This is a genomic window from Sphingobacterium sp. UBA7038, assembly GCF_002494055.1.
Taxonomy (GTDB): Bacteria; Bacteroidota; Bacteroidia; order Sphingobacteriales; family Sphingobacteriaceae; genus Sphingobacterium; species Sphingobacterium multivorum.
In genome coordinates, this window is record NZ_DLAV01000039.1 from 99,731 (window position 1) to 120,542 (window position 20,812).

The 20,812-nt window shown below is 38.7% G+C and carries 20 protein-coding genes; 10 read left to right on the plus strand and 10 right to left on the minus strand.

What is annotated here, in order from left to right:
- Positions 1-261: 261 nt before the first annotated feature.
- Both B3H30_RS22090 and B3H30_RS22095 read left to right on the plus strand, forming a co-directional pair.
- Positions 262-2,547 (plus strand): GH92 family glycosyl hydrolase, encoded by a 2,286-nt coding sequence (locus tag B3H30_RS22090; RefSeq protein ID WP_201303499.1) that lies wholly within the window; start codon positions 262-264, stop codon positions 2,545-2,547.
- Between the two features lie 34 nt (positions 2,548-2,581).
- Entirely contained in the window at positions 2,582-4,828 is a 2,247-nt protein-coding gene (locus B3H30_RS22095; protein ID WP_286710312.1) for a GH92 family glycosyl hydrolase, read from the plus strand.
- 87 nt (positions 4,829-4,915) lie between these two features.
- On the opposite strand, the gene B3H30_RS22100 is transcribed toward B3H30_RS22095, so the two are convergent.
- The 3 genes from B3H30_RS22100 to B3H30_RS22110 all read right to left on the minus strand — a co-directional run bounded on the left by B3H30_RS22100 (position 4,916) and on the right by B3H30_RS22110 (position 6,077).
- Complete coding sequence (locus B3H30_RS22100) at positions 4,916-5,476, minus strand: GNAT family N-acetyltransferase (protein ID WP_083296089.1); 561 nt, start codon at positions 5,474-5,476, stop codon at positions 4,916-4,918.
- Positions 5,477-5,590: 114 nt separating this feature from the next.
- Positions 5,591-5,821 (minus strand): hypothetical protein, encoded by a 231-nt coding sequence (locus B3H30_RS22105; RefSeq protein ID WP_197084131.1) that lies wholly within the window; start codon positions 5,819-5,821, stop codon positions 5,591-5,593.
- Positions 5,822-5,828: 7 nt separating this feature from the next.
- Positions 5,829-6,077 (minus strand): hypothetical protein, encoded by a 249-nt coding sequence (locus B3H30_RS22110; RefSeq protein WP_046675688.1) that lies wholly within the window; start codon positions 6,075-6,077, stop codon positions 5,829-5,831.
- A gap of 387 nt (positions 6,078-6,464) precedes the next feature.
- Between B3H30_RS22110 and B3H30_RS22115 the strand changes: the two genes are divergently transcribed.
- Complete coding sequence (locus B3H30_RS22115; protein WP_070569355.1) at positions 6,465-6,965, plus strand: hypothetical protein; 501 nt, start codon at positions 6,465-6,467, stop codon at positions 6,963-6,965.
- Positions 6,966-6,991: 26 nt separating this feature from the next.
- Positions 6,992-7,867, plus strand: coding sequence for a hypothetical protein (locus B3H30_RS22120; RefSeq protein ID WP_139145081.1), 876 nt, complete (start codon positions 6,992-6,994; stop codon positions 7,865-7,867).
- 65 nt (positions 7,868-7,932) lie between these two features.
- Here the strand turns inward: B3H30_RS22120 and B3H30_RS22125 are convergent, their stop codons facing one another.
- On the minus strand, positions 7,933-9,042 hold the full coding sequence (locus tag B3H30_RS22125; RefSeq protein WP_070569358.1) for a glutaminyl-peptide cyclotransferase: 1,110 nt from the start codon (positions 9,040-9,042) through the stop codon (positions 7,933-7,935).
- Positions 9,043-9,241: 199 nt separating this feature from the next.
- Here B3H30_RS22125 and B3H30_RS22130 point away from each other — a divergent pair, with 199 nt between their 5' ends.
- On the plus strand, positions 9,242-10,006 hold the full coding sequence (locus tag B3H30_RS22130) for a DUF72 domain-containing protein (protein ID WP_070569952.1): 765 nt from the start codon (positions 9,242-9,244) through the stop codon (positions 10,004-10,006).
- Between the two features lie 13 nt (positions 10,007-10,019).
- Here the strand turns inward: B3H30_RS22130 and B3H30_RS22135 are convergent, their stop codons facing one another.
- The 6 genes from B3H30_RS22135 to B3H30_RS22160 form a co-directional block, all read right to left on the minus strand.
- A complete protein-coding gene (locus B3H30_RS22135) occupies positions 10,020-10,352 on the minus strand; it encodes a hypothetical protein (protein ID WP_070569361.1) in 333 nt (110 codons plus the stop codon).
- Positions 10,353-10,363: 11 nt separating this feature from the next.
- Positions 10,364-10,684, minus strand: coding sequence for a hypothetical protein (locus tag B3H30_RS22140; RefSeq protein ID WP_070569365.1), 321 nt, complete (start codon positions 10,682-10,684; stop codon positions 10,364-10,366).
- 32 nt (positions 10,685-10,716) lie between these two features.
- Entirely contained in the window at positions 10,717-11,031 is a 315-nt protein-coding gene (locus tag B3H30_RS22145) for a hypothetical protein (RefSeq protein ID WP_070569368.1), read from the minus strand.
- Between the two features lie 331 nt (positions 11,032-11,362).
- Positions 11,363-12,421, minus strand: a complete 1,059-nt coding sequence (locus B3H30_RS22150) for an SMP-30/gluconolactonase/LRE family protein (protein WP_236560156.1) — start codon at positions 12,419-12,421, stop codon at positions 11,363-11,365.
- Between the two features lie 318 nt (positions 12,422-12,739).
- Positions 12,740-13,393, minus strand: coding sequence for an alpha/beta fold hydrolase (locus tag B3H30_RS22155; protein WP_070569374.1), 654 nt, complete (start codon positions 13,391-13,393; stop codon positions 12,740-12,742).
- Between the two features lie 178 nt (positions 13,394-13,571).
- Positions 13,572-14,636 (minus strand): NADH:flavin oxidoreductase, encoded by a 1,065-nt coding sequence (locus tag B3H30_RS22160; protein WP_070569377.1) that lies wholly within the window; start codon positions 14,634-14,636, stop codon positions 13,572-13,574.
- Positions 14,637-14,748: 112 nt separating this feature from the next.
- Here B3H30_RS22160 and B3H30_RS22165 point away from each other — a divergent pair, with 112 nt between their 5' ends.
- The 5 genes from B3H30_RS22165 (at position 14,749) to B3H30_RS22185 (ending at position 20,803) form a co-directional block, all read left to right on the plus strand.
- A complete protein-coding gene (locus tag B3H30_RS22165) occupies positions 14,749-15,096 on the plus strand; it encodes a winged helix-turn-helix transcriptional regulator (RefSeq protein WP_070569380.1) in 348 nt (115 codons plus the stop codon).
- A gap of 175 nt (positions 15,097-15,271) precedes the next feature.
- Complete coding sequence (locus tag B3H30_RS22170; protein WP_286834855.1) at positions 15,272-15,865, plus strand: RNA polymerase sigma factor; 594 nt, start codon at positions 15,272-15,274, stop codon at positions 15,863-15,865.
- A 185-nt stretch (positions 15,866-16,050) separates the two neighbouring features.
- Positions 16,051-16,203, plus strand: coding sequence for a hypothetical protein (locus B3H30_RS22175; RefSeq protein WP_175442034.1), 153 nt, complete (start codon positions 16,051-16,053; stop codon positions 16,201-16,203).
- 15 nt (positions 16,204-16,218) lie between these two features.
- The gene (locus tag B3H30_RS22180; protein ID WP_286710313.1) at positions 16,219-17,100 is read left to right on the plus strand and encodes a FecR family protein; all 882 of its coding nucleotides are present in this window, start codon (positions 16,219-16,221) and stop codon (positions 17,098-17,100) included.
- Positions 17,101-17,194: 94 nt separating this feature from the next.
- On the plus strand, positions 17,195-20,803 hold the full coding sequence (locus B3H30_RS22185) for a SusC/RagA family TonB-linked outer membrane protein (protein ID WP_286710314.1): 3,609 nt from the start codon (positions 17,195-17,197) through the stop codon (positions 20,801-20,803).
- The last annotated feature ends 9 nt before the right edge of the window (positions 20,804-20,812 follow it).

The window sequence follows — 20,812 nt, forward strand, 5'->3', positions numbered from 1 at the left end:
CGTTTTTGATGACGTTATATCAGTAGTTTCATAATTTAGGTTAATAATTGGTTAGTTAGTAAAAGCCTGAAGTTCCCCACTTCAGGCTTTTGTTGTTATTGACCATCATAAATCTCTTTGCTTAATATGTATAGTTTTGCTAAATCCTATTAACAAACGTAAAATCATCGATATAACGACAAGTACGATTTGTAAATCTTTGCGATTATCTGTAGTATTGTAGGTACACGCTAAAATGCGCGGCCTATGGTGTTTGCTTGAATGAAAGCAATTAACAATGTCGTCTATCAAGATTATATGATCAAATCTATTCGTTTTTTACTTTTAGGATTATTTCTTTGGGAGAACGTTTCTGCCCAAAAGCTTCCTACAGACTATGTCAACCCGTTTATTGGTACCAGTAATTATGGAACAACTAATCCGGGTGCTCAGGTTCCCAACGGCTTGATGAATGTTTCTCCGTTTAATGTAATGGGATCATCACTTAATGCATTTGATAAGGATGCAAGATGGTGGTCTACTCCCTATGAACATAGCAATAGTTATTTTACAGGTTTTTCTCATGTTAATTTAAGTGGGGTAGGATGTCCAGATATGGGAAGTCTGTTGTTGATGCCAACTTCGGGGAAATTGGAGGTTGATTATCATCAATATGGGAGTACCTATACACAAGAGGTTGCCCATCCGGGATATTATAGCAATATATTAAAGAAATACGGTATCAAGACAGAAGTTTCAGCGACAACCCGTGTAGGTGTGTCGAAATTTACTTTTCCAAAAGGACAGGCAAATATCCTACTTAATCTAGGCGAAGGGTTAACAAATGAAACGGGAGCAACAGTTCGTTATGTAAGTGACACCGAAATAGAAGGATCTAAATTGTTGGGCTCTTTCTGTTACACGAACAATCAGGCTGTTTATCCCATCTTCTTTGTTATGCGTGTCAATAAAAAACCGTCAAAAAGAGGATATTGGAAATTCCAGCGTGCCGGAGAAAAATGGGAAAACGATTGGAATAAAGATGCCGGAAAATATAAAATTTTTACGGACTATACCGATCAGCTTTCAGGCGATGATCTTGGTGCGTATTTTAGTTTTGACGTCAAAGAAAATGAAAGCTTAGAAGTACAGCTGGCCGTATCATTTGTGAGTGTTGAAAATGCGCGTAAAAATCTAGACGCTGAGCAAGCAGACTTTAGCTTTGAAAAAACGCAAAAGCACGCAGCTTCACTTTGGAATAATGCATTGTCAAAGATACAGGTCGAAGGTGGTACAGAGGACCAAAAAACAGTGTTCTATACGGCATTATATCATGCTATGATTCATCCAAATATCTTGCAGGATGTAAATGGAGAATATCCGGCAATGGAAACCCGGAAGACGCTCGTTGCAGATCACAATCGTTACACCGTGTTTTCGCTATGGGATACGTACCGAAATGTTCAGCCTCTAATGTCACTGGTTTATCCTGATAAGCAGGTGGGTATGATACGTTCCATGATCGATATTTATAAGGAAAGCGGTTGGATGCCCAAATGGGAGTTGTATAGTCGAGAAAGCTATACCATGGATGGCGATCCGGCAGTTCCAGTGATCGTTGATGCATGGATGAAAGGCATTCGGGATTTTGACGTTAATACAGCTTACAAAGCGTTTCTGAAATCGGCTACGACTACGGATTCGACAAATAAAATTAGACCAGACAATGCGGACTATGTGAAGTATGGGTATGTTCCACTGCGCGATTCATTCGATAATTCGGTATCTCATGCCATTGAATATTATGTTGCCGATTGGAACCTAGCCCAACTGGCCGCCTCATTGGGGAAAACTAAAGATGCTCAGCTTTTTGCTAAGCGAGCACAGGGGTATAAACACTATTATTCTTCGGAGTATGGGACTTTCAGGCCTATTCTTCCTAACGGCGAGTTTTTAAGTCCATTTAGCCCATTGATGGGCGCCAATTTTGAACCAAATCATGGTTTCCATGAAGGTAACGCTTGGAACTATAGCTTTGCCATACCATTTGATATACCTGGTTTGGTGAAGTTGATGGGCGGAAAGCAAAAATTTGTGGATAGACTGCAGGCAACGTTTGATAAAGGGTATTTTGATGTTACCAACGAACCAGATATGCTGTATCCACATGTGTTTTCGGAAATCAAAGGAGAAGAATGGCGTACCCAAAAGCTGGTTAAGGAAATTTTAGAAAAACATTTTACGAATAGCCCTGGGGGTATACCGGGAAATGACGATACGGGAACAATGTCCACATGGGCTTTAATGAACATGATCGGCATCTATCCTTTTTGTCCAGGTAGACCAGATTATACTGTTGTAACACCTGTTTTCGACAAAGTGACCATTCAACTCGATAAAAAATATTATCCAAATGGCGACAAAGTGACAATAAGACGTCAAAAAGAGGGTGCCGGAGATTATATAAAAAAGATCTTTATCGATGGAAAACCATTCAATGGATTTAAAATCAACCATCAGACTTTGGTCAATAGCAAGGATATTCTAATCGTTACTGGAAATAGATAATTAGGCAAACTAAATTGAAAAACTGATCTACACGATGAAATATATTAATTACGCGGTCTGTGCAGGCCTTTTGTCCTTAATGGGTTGCGCTTCACTAAAAAACTCCGATGAGACTTCTTATGCTGGGTATGTAAATCCTTTTATCGGAACGGATTTTATGGGGAATACATATCCTGGAGCACAGTCACCTTTTGGAATGGTACAGCTTAGCCCAGATAATGGACTGCCTGGCTGGGACCGTATTTCCGGATACTTTTATCCTGACAGTACGATTGCTGGTTTTAGCCATACACATTTAAGTGGAACCGGAGCCGGCGACTTGTACGACATATCTTATATGCCGGTTACCTTACCTTATCATGAAGCCCCGGCTCCCTTAGGTATACATTCCAAATTTTCGCATAAAGACGAAAAGGCTCACGCCGGATACTATCAGGTAAAACTTACTGATTACGATATAAATGTAGAGCTGACAGCAACGGCACGCTGCGGTATTCAACGTTATACGTTTCCAAAAGCCGAGTCTGCAGTATTTTTAGACTTAAAGAAAGCAATGAATTGGGATGCTACAACAGATTCACACATCGAAGTGGTTGATTCTGTTACTATCCGTGGTTACCGTTTTTCGGAGGGCTGGGCAAGAGGCCAACGCGTTTATTTTGAAACTCGGTTTTCTAAGCCTTTTATGGCCGTTCATATCGATAGTTCAGCAATATTATCCAGTGCTGATACAACGGCAAAAAGTGCAAAACGTATTGGTACAGCATTCAAAGCACGTTTTGATTTCAAGACAGCAGCTGGAGAACAAGTGACTTTAAGTACGGCCCTTTCGGGAGTAAGTATGGAAGGCGCTTCAAAGAACTTAAAAGCAGAAGTTCCAAATGATGATTTTGATTATTATTTAAAAGAGGCCGAACAAAATTGGAACCATGAATTGGGGCGGGTAGCAATCGAGACCAAAGACAAAGAGGAACAGGTTAAATTCTATACAACACTATACCATTCGATGTTGGCACCGACAATTTTCAGTGATGTTGATGGTGCTTACATGGGGGCGGACCGGAAGGTACATCAGGCTGAAGGTTGGACCAATTATAGCACGTTCTCACTTTGGGACACCTATAGAGCTTCGCATCCATTATTTACCTATATAGACCCTAGTCGAGTAAATGATATGATTAAGTCCTTCATTGCCTTTTATGAACAGCATGGCCGACTACCGGTATGGAATATTTATGGGAGTGAAACGGATATGATGATTGGCAATCATGCCATTCCTGTCATTGTAGATGCATATTTAAAAGGAATTGGTGATTTTGATGCAATAAAAGCGTTAGAAGCCTGTGTTGCCACAGCTAATATTGATAATTACCGGGGTATAGGTCTTTATAAAAAATTAGGCTATGTGCCCTATGACGTAAAAGATGAATACAATGCCGAAAACTGGTCCTTATCACGAACACTTGAATATGCCTATGACGATCATTGTATCGCAATGATGGCCGATAAGATGGAAAGGAAAGATATTGCAGGAGCGTTTTTTGCGAGAGCTCAAAATTATAAAAATGTGTATAATCCGGCTACTTCATTTATGCAACCTCGAGATAGCCATGGTAAATTTATTACCCCGTTTGATGCGGAGGAATATAGTGCACATATCTGTGAAAGTAATGCATGGCAATATTTTTGGTCTGTACAACATGATATTCCTGGATTGATTAAACTTGTTGGTGGGCAAGAGCGCTTTGGACAGAAGCTAGATAGCATGTTTACATTTCATCCTTCCGACACCAGCAAGCTGCCAATTTTTAGTACAGGAATGATTGGGCAGTATGCACATGGTAACGAGCCGAGCCATCATGCACTCTATTTATTTAATGCGGTTGGACAGCCTTGGAAAACGCAGCAATATGCAGCCGAGGTAATGAACAAACTTTACTTGAATACACCTTCGGGATTAAGTGGAAATGATGACTGCGGGCAGATGTCGGCTTGGTATGTATTCAGCGCATTGGGATTTTATCCTGTAGATCCCATAAGTGGAAAATACGAAATCGGTACACCTTTATTTGAAAAAGCTGAATTGAAGTTGTCCAATGGAAAGAAATTTACCGTGAAAGCTAACCATGTCAGTAAAGCCAATATTTATATCCAAGCCATTACGATTGATGGTAAGCCTCTTGAAACAAGTTATATCACACACGAACAAATTATGTCCGGAGCGACATTGGTGTTAGAAATGGGCGAAAAACCGGGACCGATATGGTACAAAAATAAATAGGATCTATAAGTATATGGAGATTCATATGTGAAGCTCCCAAATAATTAAGAGAAGCCTCCAAATGAATATTAATCGATTTGGGGGCTTTTATTTTATTGGCAGAATTAAGTTTTTGTAGAAATATGTCGTGCTACACAATGTTCCATTCGGGAAGAGCGCATAATTTGGGATATCGCCGACTTTCGTCCAGCCACATTTTTGATACATAATATAAGCCGGGCTATCGGTTACAGTATCTAGTACCAATAGTGTCTTATTTAGATCAATAGCTATATTTTCAATGTGTTGAAGTAAATTTTGTGCAATGCCCATTCTTCGAAAGTCAGTATGGACTAACATTTTGGCTACATCTGCACGATGTATTTGATTTGAGGGGAGGTCGATTTGGAGTTGAACGGTTCCTGCGATTCGATGCGTAGAAGCATCTTTTGCAATAATCAATATTGTTTTTTGCTGCTTGACCTTGTTCAGTACTTCAGTCCAAAATCTTTTTGCCTGCTCAACTGTTAGATCTTCCATAAAGCCTACAGAGGCACCTCCTTGGACAATATTAAAAGTCAGGTCTACTAATTCAGAAATTAAGGTAATGCTGGATTCGTTGACTTCTTCAACGACAAAATCTGTATTGGAAATAGGTGAGGAACTCATGTGTTTGATTGCGGATGAGATATAGAAAAGGAATTGATCGCTGTGTTATGTAAGAAAAGACATTCTGCTAATGATCGGCTTGGCTCTTCTGGTGAGAATTATAGTTAAAAATCGTTACTCGTTGCGGGTGAATGCATAATAGATGACGTATAACCAACCGAGTATCCCATGAATTAAAGCCCATAGTATGGATTTGTTGCGATCCCATGAGGTGACAACGGCAATGACAGAACCCAGCCCAATACCCGATTGGGTGATCGTCTGTGTCGTTGATTTACTTATCTCTTGGCCAAATACAATATCCGAGATGAAAAGAAAGAATATGAATAATGCGAGGTGTTTCATGATGGGTTTATTGAGCTCCTCTTATTTTGAGTTCTTCATTGATTTCTTTTATTCTTTTAAAATTGAGAATAACAATAGGAGATAAGGCGAAGGGAATCGCCATTAGTGCGCTGAATCCTTTGTTAATTGAAGTATAGATCCCCATGCCTAATAGAATAAAGAGCATGGTGGTGAGCATCCATGTAATTACCAGCGCATTTTTTTTGTTGGTTTGAAGCTCTTCGTCAGTCATTCCGTTTAAAGGTCTGTTATTCATATTTCGGTGGTTTATAGTCTCTAAGTTCCGTAATTTTTTTTAAGAAACAAAGAATTTTGCCTTAAATGATGTGTGATTCTTAAATAAATATAGCTTTTTTTTCTGATTTTTTAAAAAATGATTAATTAAATGGCTAATATAGTAGGTTTCGAAGGACCTTTTTTACAATAATGCAGTATAAGGTGATTTTTATGGATTCCCTGTTTAGAAGAGTAGGCTTTTCATCTCTCAAAGAAATAAATAGTTTGTGCAAAGTAAGGATAAGCGTATTGCTTTTTAGCGAGCAGGTTGTACGGAAAATAACGAATCTTAAAACAACGACCACGAATATTAAACGAGACGGATAGGCTGGTTTAAAAAACTGTTATTTGTAAAAAAAATTAAGAAATGAGAATGCTAGCTTTAATCTTTATGCTATTTACCATGTGTTCCTGTAGGGGTAATTTGGATTTGGGGTACAATGAGAAAATGGCTAAGCTCTTTCATAGCTGTCGAGAAAAAATGGATGAGAGCTATGGAAAATTGCTAGAAGGGGAATATGATGTCGATAAATCAGACTATTCCTATCACATGAAATTGAATGAGGCACGCGCTTTGAGTAGTTACATCAAAGGATTAAAATGCGAAGCCTCTCAACTGAAATACAGTAAAACTGCCGAAAGTTTTCACATCGCTTCAGTTGGTTACATGACAGAGATCGTTGATGGATATGGTATTTTATTAATTAAATATATTGATGAACAGAAAAAAGGGACTCGGAAAAGTCTGTTGCGGGAGATTACTGATGAAAAAGAGAAAATTGAAGCCTTAGCTGAGTCGTGTTTAGGACATCAAATAGCCTTCATGAATCAAGCTGGAATAAAAGTAGATAGTCAAACAGGAAAGTAGTTGAAATATATTTTAATTTTATAACCATGTTAATACGAAAAAATATGTGGTATTTGCTTATCATTTTACCTATGATGGCATTGTCCTGTAAGAGCAAAATAGCAGCGCATCAGTCAATACCCCCGTATTCATTAGCTGATACTGTGAAACCCGATTGGTATCGTGAATACTATGGTCGGGTTGTAATGATCGACAATGATTTTGTAACGCAGAAAGATGGCAATTATTTAGTAGATCTTCCTTTGCAGATCGTTCCGGATTCCACTTACGTTTTCTTTTTGAGTACTAAAATTCCAGTGGAGTTACTAAAAAAATCCAATGAATTCTATCCCGATCTTCAACATTTTGTACTGATTGTTCCCGATTGGAAGTTTTATGGTGAAGTCGCCGAAGAAGCTTCGAAAAATGGGATGTGTATAGAACCTGCGACAACCAATTTTTATTATTCCATAAAAAGAGAGGACGGTATGGTTAAAGTCGACAGTCTCCGGCTTTCTGGTCTTGATAACCCTAGATTAGATTTTGTTAAACCAATTTCAGCTAAAGGCATGCTTACAATTTATCGAAGAGACAGTTACGGATCGGTTTGTTGCCCGCGTGACCCGAAATGGGATAATGCAGACAAGGATGAGCTTTTCCTACGTGATTTTGAACACCGCAGTCACCTGAAAGTAACTAAAGGGCGGTATGTGCAGATGGAAGGTAAAGAAGGCGAAAAAAGTATCTATTATACCTTACCGGGATTATCTTCAGCACAGCGATTGGAATTTTTAGCAAATAAATATGCGCAATGGATTGCCAATAAGGATACGGGGACAAGGACGATTATACCACAGTTATTTGCACCACAAATTATACCGATGGTAACTGAGGGCTTTAACAAAATGAAAGAATTACCATAAAGTCAAAAATAGTGCGATTTGGTTCTTTCCGGAACAGCATGTTGTTTTTTTTGATGGAGATAAAGCTATTCTGTTAGCTTTATCTCGAACATTTTATCCCAGTTTTTACCGGTAACAAAGAAGGTGTTTGATCTTTTATTGTAAGCGATACCATTTAATACATCTAAATCCACATGCTGTGTTACATGCTCACGTAATTTGGATAGATCGACTAAAGCCTCCACTGTACCTGTTTTAGGGTCTATTCGTCCAATGACATCCTCCATAAAGAAATTTGCATAGATTTTCCCTTTTACCCATTCCATTTCATTGATTTGATCCACGATGGCCGTGTTCGTTGCTGCACGGATATAATCCACTTTTGAGAAATCATTTGGATTAAGTGTATAGATATAATCAGAACCATTCGACATGAATAAGTTTTTACCGTCAGAAGTTAAGCCCCAACCTTCCATTGGCTGAAAGTAAGGAAGTGTCTTAATAACAGAAAGACTGTTTATATCGTAGAGGTAGGCTAGATTGTTTTTATAGGTTAATTGATATAATTTTCCATTTAGGACGGTAGCACCTTCGCCAAAAATTGAATCATCCAATTCATTTTTTTTGATGGGCTGACCCGTTTTAGGATTAACAATACGGATACTCGATTTCCCCTTATTTCCACTTGGACCAACCCCATTCCCAGTACTTTCGATCAAATTATCACCGTAAAACTCCAGTCCTTGTGTGAAAGCTTTGGCATCATGTGGATAAATATTCACAATGCTATAACTTAGCAAAAGCGGAGGGTTAGAGGCGAATAGATCGATGTTGACCGAATTTTCTTCTCGCTTTCCATTACTAAATACGACAGCTTTAATAATTTGCTTACCAAATTTCTCCTGTTTTAATGAATAATTGAAGGGCTCATTTCCGACGACCTGGCCAATCTTTTTATCGTTTATAGCGTAAATAACAGAGTCTATTTTGGATGTGTTTTTGCTATACATCTTTAATATCAGATCCTCACCCCGCGTATAGTGCTGTTTAATATTGTCAAAGGTAAATGTCGGATTTTCATCAGCATGTTCGGACTGGGAACTTAAAGTTGTATTGGTATTGTTGCTTTTATTTCCGGTACAACTGCCCAAAATGGCGCCAATAATGAAACAAATGAGGTACGATTTTTTTTGCATTGATATAGTGTGCTTGATTAATTATCCACTAATAAACTAGAAAACAAGTTGCTTAAAAATAGCTGTTGCTGTACTACTTGTTTCTCAAACTTAGATAAATTGTTTTTTATATGCAATTCAATTGCAGACCAATACAAAGGATAATTCGTCTATGAAAGAAAAAATGAACCATTGCATGCTGCTCGATTGTTATAAGGGTATGGAAAAATCATATTTTACTGGAACGAGCGGTATCCTTTTACCTTACAAGAATAAAAGTTATTATCCTGAGGAGTTACAGGATAAAAGTCGATTGGCTGTATACAGTTTACTATTTAACTCATTGGAAGTAAACAGTTCTTTTTATAAAATTCCCAGAGAAGAAACAGTCAGAAGATGGTCCGAAGAGACGACCGATGATTTTCGTTTCACCTTTAAACTATGGAAGGGAATTACGCATCAAAAAGAACTTAAGTTTGATCCACAGGATGTCGCTAGATTTCTATCTGTTATTGACGCTATCGGCCAAAAGAAAGGGTGCTTGCTCATACAGTTACCACCATCTTTTAAATTTGCTTCTATTGGAATGCTTGTTGAACTGCTGGATTGTATTGCCCAGGATAAGAGAAGTGAAAAATGGCAGGTATGTGTAGAATTTAGGGACCTTTCCTGGTATAGAGAAGAAACTTTCGAACTTTTAAAATCCTATGAAATGCATCTGGTTATTCATGATAAGGATATGCAAGGTATGCGTCTTCAATATGCGGATGCAAAGATAATCTATATGCGCTTTCATGGCCCAAATGGTGACTATAAGGGAAGCTATTCGGACAGCCTATTGTTGGAATACAGTACCTATATTAACGAATGGATTGCAGCGGGAAAAGAAGTCTATACTTATTTTAATAATACAATAGGAGCGGCACTTCCTAATCTAAAGACATTAGCCTCGTATATCACTGCGAACAAAATATTTCCTGCTTAAAAGGTGTCTTTTTTTAAAGTACACTGCCACGGATATATTCATTTCCCATATAGCCGTCCCAGCCTTCATGTTCACGCATAATCCGCTGATAAGCATTGGTCAATGCTTGAGTTTTCGTAAATAAGGGAATACCTCTCCGGATGCAGTCGTGATCAGCGTAAGTCCCAGCATTATCGTGCCATTGTAGCCAAGCAAGTAATTCTTGTCTTTTCATCAGCATTAATCTATCGAATAGTGTCTTATCTTTTAAGTTCATGAGCTGATAACGCCAATCTGTGCGATGCGATTCCATAGCTAGAATTTTTGGAAGCTGATGCGCTATGATCTGTTTAATAAAAGACTCCATAATCTGAAATTTTAGTTGTTAAAGATGAGTTGTGCGTGTGTATTCGAAAAGGCATTGTATCTTCTTTTCATGTGGATGCGCAGGATTTCTTTATGGATATACGCGACAGCCTTTAATTTGGAAAGCTGCTGCACGCCATTTTCAATACATTTACGATCGGTATAGTTTCCTTTTGGATCATGCCATTGTAGCCAATCAAGGAGTATTTCTCTTTCTAGATTCTCGAGTCTCTGATGTAAGCCGATTAATTCACTTTCCCGGAGTTGTTCTCGCCAGTCAGACCAGATCGGACCTGACACCATCCCTCGCTTCTCTTTGAATTTATTTTCCATATTTTACGTCGAATTTGAAGATCTAAAATTTGTTAGATGACTAGCTTACTGATAATAGCATTGCCAAGTTTACTTTTCATAAATAACTCAATTTGTTTCAGCAATTCTGGACTTACTTCGGGGACTCTTTCTAAATCTCGTATAAACCACTTCTGAATGACAGGTGTTTGTTTGGAACGTTGGTCAAATTTAACCACTTCAGCCCGTGATGATTTTCCAGCCGGATCGTAGTATGACCATAGTACAATGAAAATCGTATTTGGATCCTCATCGGGATGGGGGGTATGAAAGCGAACGATGTCACCTACGTGTAAATCCTTATTGTCATATGCTGCGCTGTGTTCCATAAAAGCATTGTCTAAAACTGATATTCAAATATACTAAAAATATTAGTATAAAAAAGTTTTTGCTAAAAATTTTATACTTCATCTAACAGGCTGTTGTTTTTTTATAGTTGGAGGCATGTCTTAGTGATTTGTGCTTTTACTTCGATTTTATTGTTTTTATGAATCTGAATTTCAGTTCCTTTTCTTGTGGGTAGAAAAGATGGACAAATATAAAGGGGAACTATTCGAAGGGAATTTTGTGAAGGCTGCGCATAGAATAATAGCTAGGTGAAAAGTAGATGTGTCAGCGCGAGTTTTATGCTTAAGAATTTCACTTGTTGTAACATTTTTTTCAAAATTTCGGTAATTTGACCTTAAAGACATAATATGGCAACTCTACCTTATCAGCTCCCTTATTCCATTGCGGGTCTTTAAAGAGCTGTGCACAAGAGAAATAGAGGTATCCATCTCCGCTGATACCCATAGAATCGGGCCATAGTATTCGGGAGTCCCTTACCAGGGTATTCACATTTCCCTCAGGATTTAAATATTTAATACTATAATCTATTGACGATGTGAGATAAATATTTCCATCAATGTCTGCTAGTAAGCCATGCGTGATTCCGACTTCTCCTTTGTCTTCCACTTTTGCCTCCAATTCTTGATCCGTCAGCCCTGCGTCGGCTAAAAATTCTGTTGCAATACAGTACAAATGGGTCTGATTGATGGCTTTGAAATATAAATATTTAAAGTCGTGACTCAATGCTATGCCATTCACGTTGGAAGAAAAAGGCTTTCCATTTTCACTACGCATTTCAATACCATTATAGCTTAATAATACATCAGGATCAGCCAGCGTAAAACGGCTTCCAGTTAAAGCCTTTCTAGTCAGTCCAGTTTTAAGGTCTAAAATAATGATGGCCGCTTGGCCGGGATCGGAGAGATAGGCTAAATTTCGCTTGTGATCAATACGCATATCATTTAGACCTGATTTGGTTTTATCAAGGTCGTCGAAACGATAAATATGTTCAATTTGATTTGTATTTGTATTGATTTTTAATAATTTAAACTGGCCTTGATTTGATTTTTCATCTTTGCCAAAAATTGATCCAGCAGCAGATGGTTTAGAATCCAATACCCAGAGATTGTCCTCGGTATCTACAAATATATCCTGAACATTTACAAAGTGGGAATTCTCTTTTCCTTCTAAATTCCATTCTTCATTTGGATAAGGAACAGGTTTTCCATTGATGATTTCAGTAAGTGCATACTGATAATTTTTAGCTTGTTTTGGGAAGGAAACAAATAATCGATTGTTGGAGCTAGCGCTAACACCGATCGGACGGTACGGGCCTAAAGCTGCTGCGACCTCCAATTTCGGGGCTGTAGTATCATTAACTTGTGCCAGCATAGTGAGAAAAAAGATGTGACAGAATAAAAAACTTAATATGAGCCGTGTTCGCATATTCTTGTTATAATTTAACCTTACTATATTACTTTGGACTGGTCCCATTAAGCAATAAACAGCGATTTTTTAGTTACGTAAAGAGACCGCGCTCTCATAGAAGAACCTTCTATTCTCAATTATTGTTTGTCCTTTTCTTCAAATAATACTTTTTTACACTGCTCAGCATATCGTGTGTTTCATGTCGATACGAATCCGCTTGGATTTAATTTTCTGAGCGACTAGAAAAGTTGGGATTGGTCTCGGTGATTAAAAGGAGGTGATTTACAAGCAGATTTCTTGCAAGAGCTTTTCAACCTCCTGGGCATGGGTGACTGTCATAAAATGTCCCGCACCCCTAATGATAAAGTTGGGCTTTACATTTTTGATGGGGATAATATGATCTCTACTACCATGTATATGAATTAAATTGTCCGGAACCGAATTGTTTTTCCATTGCAGAATTTGATGTATTGCCCAGTTCATAAAGATGGGGTCTGTATCGTATAAAATCTGTTTTAGCAAGCGGGAATCTTCTTTGTTACGTATGCCAAAAAAGTAATCTGATAGAAAACAATGGAACTTTAGTAACGGACTAGGAACCAGTTTGTTGATTTTGAGTCTGCCTGCTAAGCGATACAGTTTGGGTAATTCATGCCGTCCTTTGGCTGAAGCAAGCAGGATAATTTGTTTTGTTTCGATAATCTTGGCAATTTCTATTGCAAGCATTCCTCCAAAGGAAAGCCCAACGAGGATGGGGTTCTTTGCAGTAATTTTAGTCGATATTCTTTTTGCATAAATAGACAGTGGTTCATTGGGGCTTGGTGTAATCCAATCTAGATAGGTTAGATCAAGCGAGCCAAAGTCTATTTTGCTGAATACACGTTGATCTACACCCAATCCGCTGATGACATATATTTTGGTTGCGGTGATTTTCATTTAATCAAGTGTCTGTATCCATTTGCGGAGACAAGGTACTGAATTATCGTTACAAAACAGGGCAAAAATTGCTTCGAAAGTGAATTTTTGCCCCTGTTTATACTATTGAATAACGTAAATATTAAATAACGTAAATATTAAATAACGTAATTTTAATCCACCTAATCGCTCGAGCTTACTAAGATAAGCTCGCCAAACTCTTCGCTTCAAAAGTCGATAATTCGTTGTATTTTTCGGCTTGCACTTTTTTCACCCAATTCGGATCTTGCAAGATCGCCCTGCCTACAGCTACAAGGTCAAAATCGCCACGTTCGTAACGACGAACCAGTTCATCCAGTGAAGCGGGAGAGGACTTGAACTCCGAATTTGTAAATACATCGCCAAAATCTTTGTCAAGACCTACGGATCCAACCGTGATTGTGGGTTGTCCTGAAATTTTTTTGAGCCATCCAGCGAAATTTAAGTCGCTACCTTCAAATTCCGGCTCCCAATAACGACGTTGGCTTCCATGAAAAATGTCGACACCGGCATCTGTCAATGGTAGGATCCAGTCTTCCATCGCTGCGGGGGTGGGAGCAAGCTTGGCTGTGTAGTCTTGCTGCTTCCATTGTGATAGACGTAGAATGATTACAAAATCAGGTCCAACCGCTTTTCGCATTGCTTTGACTACCTCAACCGCAAATTTAGAGCGCTCCTTAATTGTTTTTCCGCCAAATTCGTCTGTTCTGTGGTTCATTCCTTCCCAGAAAAATTGGTCGATCAGATAGCCATGGGCGCCATGGATTTCAAAAGCATCAAAACCGAGGTCTTTTGCAGATTTAGCAGCATCAGCGTAAGCTTGTATCGTGGCCTCTATATCCGCTAATGTCATTGTATCTGGGCTTTCAAACGCAGCGGGCGGAGTCCATTGCATAGGAGTATAACCAACATGCCATAGTTGAGGGGCTATTTTTCCGCCTTTTTCGTGCACTGCATCCACGATATTTTTCCAGCCGGCCAGTGCTTGGTCACCGTAAAAGTTTGGGATATCCTTTAAATTCTTTGATGAAGGTCGTTCGATAACGGTACCTTCCGTCAAAATTAAACCGACATCTCCCGCGGCACGACGCTCGTAATATCCCGCTACAGCGCTGTCGGGAATTCCATCCGTCGAAAATGCTCTCGTCATTGGTGCCATTACAAAGCGGTTTTTGAGTGTTAGATTTTTGTACTCAAATGGATTAAAAAGTGTTTGTATGCTCATTTTTCTCGTTTTAAATCGTGAATCTTCACAAATATATTTTAAATAGTATATATTTGTAACTATTATTAGTATAAACTAGTTACCTTCGCGTAACTATTTTGAATATATTCAAATGAAAAGGACTGAATTTAAAAGTTGTTCCTGTGCCATGCAGCGTTCCATGGCAATTTTAGGTACCCGGTGGAAGCCTGTGATTATCTATACTTTGCGCGATCGAAAAGCCCGATTTGGTCAATTGGATGCGCTCATCGAACATATTTCTCGAAAGGTTTTGACCAGTTCATTAAAAGAATTGGAAGAGGATGGCGTTATTTTGAGAGAAGAGTACAAGGAGCTCCCACCACGCGTAGAGTACTCTTTGACAGAAAAGGGCAAGGCTTTAATACCTATTATGTGCCAATTGGCAAAATGGAATGAAGCCTACTATGAAGAGTCTGTATCACCAGAATTGATCGTGTAGAAATTATAATCTAAATACATCGATCTTGCTTCGCTTTTACGCTATCGCTGCCGAATGGAATAGTATTGTGTCAACCGGTTTGGCCTGTCCGTTTTCTATTGCTTGCCAGCGCGGGACTGTTGATCACAATAAATGAAATTTTCATATTTATTTAAAATTTAAGTAATATTGAATTGTGAAAAACAAGGTAAACCAAGAATTTAGCAAGCAAGATTTTTTAAAATCTTTTCGGGAGGGCAGAAGGGATGGTTTACAGTTTCTGTACAAAACTTTCTATAGTCCAATGTGCTATTTTTTAGAAAAGATGAATCTTGATAAAGTTACCATCGAAGAAATCGTGCAGGATGTATTCTTAAAGCTTTGGGAGCGCCGGATAGATTTTGATCATGTTGAATCAATCCGAGGTTTTCTCTACACAAGTTGTAGAAACGCCGCTTTAAACAGGATCCAACAAGAAAATAGAATTCAACAAAAAACCAATTTTTATACGTCACAGGTCGATCTGGTCGATTTACCGATCAGCCATCAAATGATCTATTTGGAGACGCTTCGAACGATCCATGATGCCATTGATACCCTGCCTGAGCAATGTAAGCAAGTGATGCGTAAGTTGATTGTTGAAGATTTAAGCCCACAGGAAGCAGCGATCTCCTTAGGACTAACCACTAGTACGATTTACAATCAAAAGAAAAGGGGAATTGAACTTTTGAGATTAAGACTCAAGCCTGACCGGTTTTTTTGCCTACTTTTGCTTTTACTCTATTATTAGAAAATTTATACTTCTGATACATAGGTTTTTGTGAAAATATCTACCACCTCTTTAGAGAAACGAAATCAAAATATTGTTTTAAGTATATAGAGCAATATGGAGCAAATACCCCAACATATCATTTATTTACTGAGCAAATCCAAGCTGGAAGGATTGCGCGATGACGAAAAATTAAAGTTGGACTTATGGGGTCCGAAACTGATGCAAATAAGGGGCTATGTGATCTGATTGACAACAAAGATCAAATGCAAGCGGATTTAGACGGGATAGCCCGTTATGATTGGGAGGAATCATTTGCCCTCTTTGAACAAGATTACCTCAATACCTCATACACTTAACCTTTTTATAAACGTATGTTGTCCTATGGTATCGCCGCGGCGTTGATTGGATTACTCGTGTTGTTTTTTATACATAATCTTTCGGATACGGTCTATCAGGAGACTCCGGATAAAGATATTCAACCCGCTCAAATGACAGGGGTAGTACGTCTAGGAAATGGAAATTCAATTTCGATGGCTCCAGGAGATACTTTATTATCGTTTGTATCACCCGTTAAAAATAAAGCGGCACGAGTGAATAATTTATTCGCTGCGACACCCAAGGGTGGGAAAATGACCATGCTATTACCTGATGGAACCAAAGTATGGATGAATGCCAAAACGCAGTTGGATTATTATGAAGTAGATAGTATGCGGGAGGTTCGTTTGGTGGGGGAGGCTTATTTTGAAGTTGCCAAAAAATATTTACCATGGGAAGGTGAGGTTCCAAAACTGAAACCTTTCGTGGTACAAGCAGGGAAGATCAATATCTCCGTATTGGGGACACATTTTTATGTGAAATCAACCAAGAATATAGAAGACTTTAAAACGACATTATACGAAGGTAAAGTTAGGGTTCGACAGGGCGACAGGCAGATTATACTGTTGCCAGGGGAAGAATCGTATATCAAACTCGGTCAAATTGAACGACGAATAATTGATCTTGACGCGCGCAATGCATTGAAAGACGGATATTTCGTGTTCAATTCGGAGACTTTAGGGGGTATTATGGATGAGTTAGCGTCTTGGTATAATGTAGATGTCGTCTATCTCGATAACCAAATAAAATCGGAAAAATTTGAAGCGATGTTGTCTCGTAACAGCAGTCTGAAAGATATCATCAACGTACTGGAGAGTACCGGGAAAATTAAGTTTAAATTTAAAGGAAAGACCATTTATGTAGAAAAAACAACCTAAATGAAAAGACGAAACCCTAAACGCTTGCAACATTTAGGGCTTCAGATCAAGTAATTCTAACTGTAACAGAATTTTAATTCTTAACCTAAAACAAATGTATAAAAATTATGCACAACTTGGTCGTGCCCTACACGATCAAACGCAACAAATGAAAAACAGCGATCGCCCAGATATTTGGGGTAGGCCGCAATGGAGGGGAAACATTATGCGCATATCGCTTACAACCATACTAATGTCTTGTTGTCTGCTTCATGTTGGAGCTAAAACGTATGGACAGGACGTATCGATACAGGAGAAATCAGTGTCGTTGAGAAAGGTTTTTTCAGAGATCAATAAGCAGACTGGCTATTCTTATGTATGGGCGGCCACAACTATTGATCCAGATACAAAGGTTAACTTAACCGTTAAAAAAGAATCGTTGGGAAATGCTCTTGGGAAGTTATTGGACGATTTGGATCTCGATTTTGAGATCAAGGGGAAGATTATTGTCGTACACGAAAAATCTCAACAGACTCAACGATCGATCACTAATCAGTTAATGACGGTAAAAGGTTTTATTGTCGATTATAACAACAGACCACTTCAAGGTGCAACGATTCGTGTAAAAGGTGTTCCAAAAGGAACCGTTACAGATCAGCATGGTCATTTTGAAATTAATGGCGTTAGTTTAAATAGCTTTTTGGACATTACCATGGTCGGATTTGCTCCACTTACGATTGCAGCTAAGTCCGATTTGGGTACGATTACCTTAAGAGCCTTGGATGAGCAATTGCAGGAAGTGAACATTACGGTCAATACAGGATACCAAAAAATAAGCAAAGAAAGAGCAGCAGGCTCAATTGCTCAGGTGACAGCCAAAGACATGGAAGGACGGCTTCAACCTAATTTATTGGACCGGATCGATGGATTGTTGCCCGGGCTAAATTTGGTGCGAAATACTTCAAGTCCACAGAATTCGAAAAATAACCTGGGTATCGAGGTTCGTGGACGCTCCACCATCAACGCACAGGCTGCTCCGCTAATCGTTGTTGACGGTATGCCTTTTGAAGGTGACTTAACAGCTATTAATCCCAATGATATTGCTTCCATAACCGTTTTGAAAGATGCTTCGGCAGCCTCCATTTATGGCGTGCGTTCCTCTAACGGTGTTATTGTTATTGCGACAAAAATAGGCTCCGCAGGCAAAACAAAGATTGATTATAGCAATACGCTTTCTTTTAGAGGACTTCCAAGCCGTAGCTACCTCAATCAGATGAGTAGCGCTGAACTGGTCAACTTTCAAAAGGAAATGTTTAATTACCGTTCGGGAGATTATGCAGTTATTGACCCGAGAAAAGCGATGAACGACGTTTATCGAATTTTGTACGATCGCAAAGGTGGAGTAATTTCGGAAGAAGAGATGGAAAAGCGGCTGGATGTATATCGAAATCGTGATCGCTTTAGTCAAATGGATAAATTTCTGAATACGACCCGATTCGATCAGCAGCATAATCTCGCTATTTCGGGAGGATCCGATCGTTATACATACCATTATTCCCTCAATTATACGCAGCCGGGAGATTACAATAAGGGACGGGCGACAAACAAGGAGCTGGGATTTAGTCTGAAAAATAATTTTAAGTTTACCGACTGGTTTAGTTTACGCGCAAATGTATTAGGGAAAAACCAAAATAGAGAGGGTGATATTGGCTTCAATTTCTACGATAACTATATGGGAGGCAAAGCATCCTATTATCTGCTTGAAAATGAGGATGGTTCTCCAGCGCAATGGTATAGTTCAAAATCTCAGTTTGAGATTGATCGCTTGAATGCGCTGGGACTGGAAGATGAGACCTATATTCCTTTAAATCATGTTGCCGCGATTCACGAAAAGTTCTATAATAAATACCTTAACTTAAATTTTGCTGCAAATTTTAAGATTATCAAAGGACTGGACTTCGATATGTCCTATCAAAGTGAACGGACCGAAGGGTATAATGGCACATTGAATAGGAAAAATGCCCAATCGGTTGTAGGTATGGTGAATGACGCTACCCAAATCGGAAAGGACGGGGCAATCAAACGCAATATTCCGCAAGGGGGACAATTTGCTGAACAACGTAATGATGTCAATAGCTATACCTTACGTGGCCAATTTAATTATCAAAATAATATTCAGGGAAAACATGAAATTGTCGCAATCGCCGGTGCTGAACGTAGACAGATCAATAACCGATATACGAATATTTACAAGTATGGTTACGATGAAAATAGCCTAGTCTACAAAGGAATTAATGAAGAGCTTTTTGGTATTCAGATCCAAAACACACAGGCGCTTTTTAATAGCTATACTATTTCGAAAAAAGAGACTGGATTTAAGGATCTAGTCGATAGATTTGTTTCCTTCTATGCCAATGGATCTTATACCTATGATCGTAAGTTGACTTTGAGTGGAAGCATCCGGATGGATCAATCTAATTTGTTTGGAACAAATATCAAAAATCAATACAAACCTCTTTGGTCCATAGGCGCTTTATATCATCTGCCAAGAATTGATTGGGAACCATTAGATCGTTGGTCGGTACGTGCGACTTATGGTGTAAATGGAAATGTCCCAAAGGATAATGGACCATATTTGATTTCGAGGGTGAATAACAATCTGAACTACTTTAACGGTGAAATGCAAGCCTACATTGATTCTCCGCCTAATCCATTGTTGCGATGGGAGCGAACAAAAGTATTCAATGTTGGTTTTGATTTCTCACTATTTAAAGATAGACTTACAGCTACTCTTGATATCTACAATAAGAAAACTTCTGATTTATTGGGGAATACGCCGTTGGATCCAACTTTGGGATGGGATATGGTGTTGCTTAATTATGCTGATATGCAGAATAGCGGGATCGAGTTGGGGCTGAATGGTAAGATGATTCAACGTGAAAACTTCAGCTGGAACAGCACAGTGAATTTTAGTTACAACAAAAATAAGATTACCAATCTATATGTTGAACAGAATACCCCATACTATTACTATTATGCTCCCCAAAATCGGGTTGGAATCCCAATGGGTAGTTTATATAGCATAGATTATGCGGGATTAAATGATAAGGGACGACCTTTGGCACGAAAGGCTGATGGTAGTCTGGTCGAGACCACGCAAAAATTGACTGTCGATGATTTAATCTATGAAGGTACGACAGTACCTCCCTACACTGTTTCTTTCAGAAATGGATTTAAGTATAAAGATTTGACGCTTTCCTTTATGTTTATTTTCAATGGTGGCCATGTGATGCGGGGAGTTCATCCAGAGTTCTTGAGTAAATACGCGGAGCTTAACTACAATAATAACTTCGACAAATTATGGTTGAACTATTGGAAGAACCCAGGTGATGAAAGTAACCCTGATATTGCTCCCGCATTTGTTTCTGCTGCTTCAGGCAATATTTCCGATATTTTCAATGCTGCACATAAATTTGTTCAGAAGGCTGACTATATTAAATTGCGCGATATTTCATTATCCTACAACCTTCCTGCACAATGGATTGCACCGACAAAACTTTCTTATGTGCGTCTAACAGGACAGGTATTGAATGCATGGCGTTGGGTCGCTAACAAGGATAATCTTGATCCCGAGGTTTGGGCTGGGTATAGTACGGTAACGAGTCCAAGTAGAGGGATACAAGCACCAATAATTTACAATTTAGGTGTATCTGTAGGATTTTAATAAGAAAAT

What these genes read in the sequence shown, in the direction of transcription:
- B3H30_RS22090 (WP_201303499.1), top strand. Translation starts at nt 262, where the DNA reads ATGAAAGCAATTAACAATGTCGTCTATCAAGATTATATGATCAAATCT.
- B3H30_RS22115 (WP_070569355.1), top strand. Translation starts at nt 6,465, where the DNA reads ATGAGAATGCTAGCTTTAATCTTTATGCTATTTACCATGTGTTCCTGT.
- B3H30_RS22185 (WP_286710314.1), top strand. Translation starts at nt 17,195, where the DNA reads ATGTATAAAAATTATGCACAACTTGGTCGTGCCCTACACGATCAAACG.
- B3H30_RS22130 (WP_070569952.1), top strand. Translation starts at nt 9,242, where the DNA reads ATGGAAAAATCATATTTTACTGGAACGAGCGGTATCCTTTTACCTTAC.
- B3H30_RS22105 (WP_197084131.1), bottom strand. Translation starts at nt 5,821, where the DNA reads ATGAAACACCTCGCATTATTCATATTCTTTCTTTTCATCTCGGATATT.
- B3H30_RS22110 (WP_046675688.1), bottom strand. Translation starts at nt 6,077, where the DNA reads ATGAATAACAGACCTTTAAACGGAATGACTGACGAAGAGCTTCAAACC.
- B3H30_RS22175 (WP_175442034.1), top strand. Translation starts at nt 16,051, where the DNA reads ATGGGGTCCGAAACTGATGCAAATAAGGGGCTATGTGATCTGATTGAC.
- B3H30_RS22125 (WP_070569358.1), bottom strand. Translation starts at nt 9,042, where the DNA reads ATGCAAAAAAAATCGTACCTCATTTGTTTCATTATTGGCGCCATTTTG.
- B3H30_RS22145 (WP_070569368.1), bottom strand. Translation starts at nt 11,031, where the DNA reads ATGGAACACAGCGCAGCATATGACAATAAGGATTTACACGTAGGTGAC.
- B3H30_RS22180 (WP_286710313.1), top strand. Translation starts at nt 16,219, where the DNA reads ATGTTGTCCTATGGTATCGCCGCGGCGTTGATTGGATTACTCGTGTTG.
- B3H30_RS22150 (WP_236560156.1), bottom strand. Translation starts at nt 12,421, where the DNA reads ATGCTGGCACAAGTTAATGATACTACAGCCCCGAAATTGGAGGTCGCA.
- B3H30_RS22120 (WP_139145081.1), top strand. Translation starts at nt 6,992, where the DNA reads ATGTTAATACGAAAAAATATGTGGTATTTGCTTATCATTTTACCTATG.
- B3H30_RS22155 (WP_070569374.1), bottom strand. Translation starts at nt 13,393, where the DNA reads ATGAAAATCACCGCAACCAAAATATATGTCATCAGCGGATTGGGTGTA.
- B3H30_RS22135 (WP_070569361.1), bottom strand. Translation starts at nt 10,352, where the DNA reads ATGGAGTCTTTTATTAAACAGATCATAGCGCATCAGCTTCCAAAAATT.
- B3H30_RS22140 (WP_070569365.1), bottom strand. Translation starts at nt 10,684, where the DNA reads ATGGAAAATAAATTCAAAGAGAAGCGAGGGATGGTGTCAGGTCCGATC.
- B3H30_RS22095 (WP_286710312.1), top strand. Translation starts at nt 2,582, where the DNA reads ATGAAATATATTAATTACGCGGTCTGTGCAGGCCTTTTGTCCTTAATG.
- B3H30_RS22160 (WP_070569377.1), bottom strand. Translation starts at nt 14,636, where the DNA reads ATGAGCATACAAACACTTTTTAATCCATTTGAGTACAAAAATCTAACA.
- B3H30_RS22165 (WP_070569380.1), top strand. Translation starts at nt 14,749, where the DNA reads ATGAAAAGGACTGAATTTAAAAGTTGTTCCTGTGCCATGCAGCGTTCC.
- B3H30_RS22100 (WP_083296089.1), bottom strand. Translation starts at nt 5,476, where the DNA reads ATGAGTTCCTCACCTATTTCCAATACAGATTTTGTCGTTGAAGAAGTC.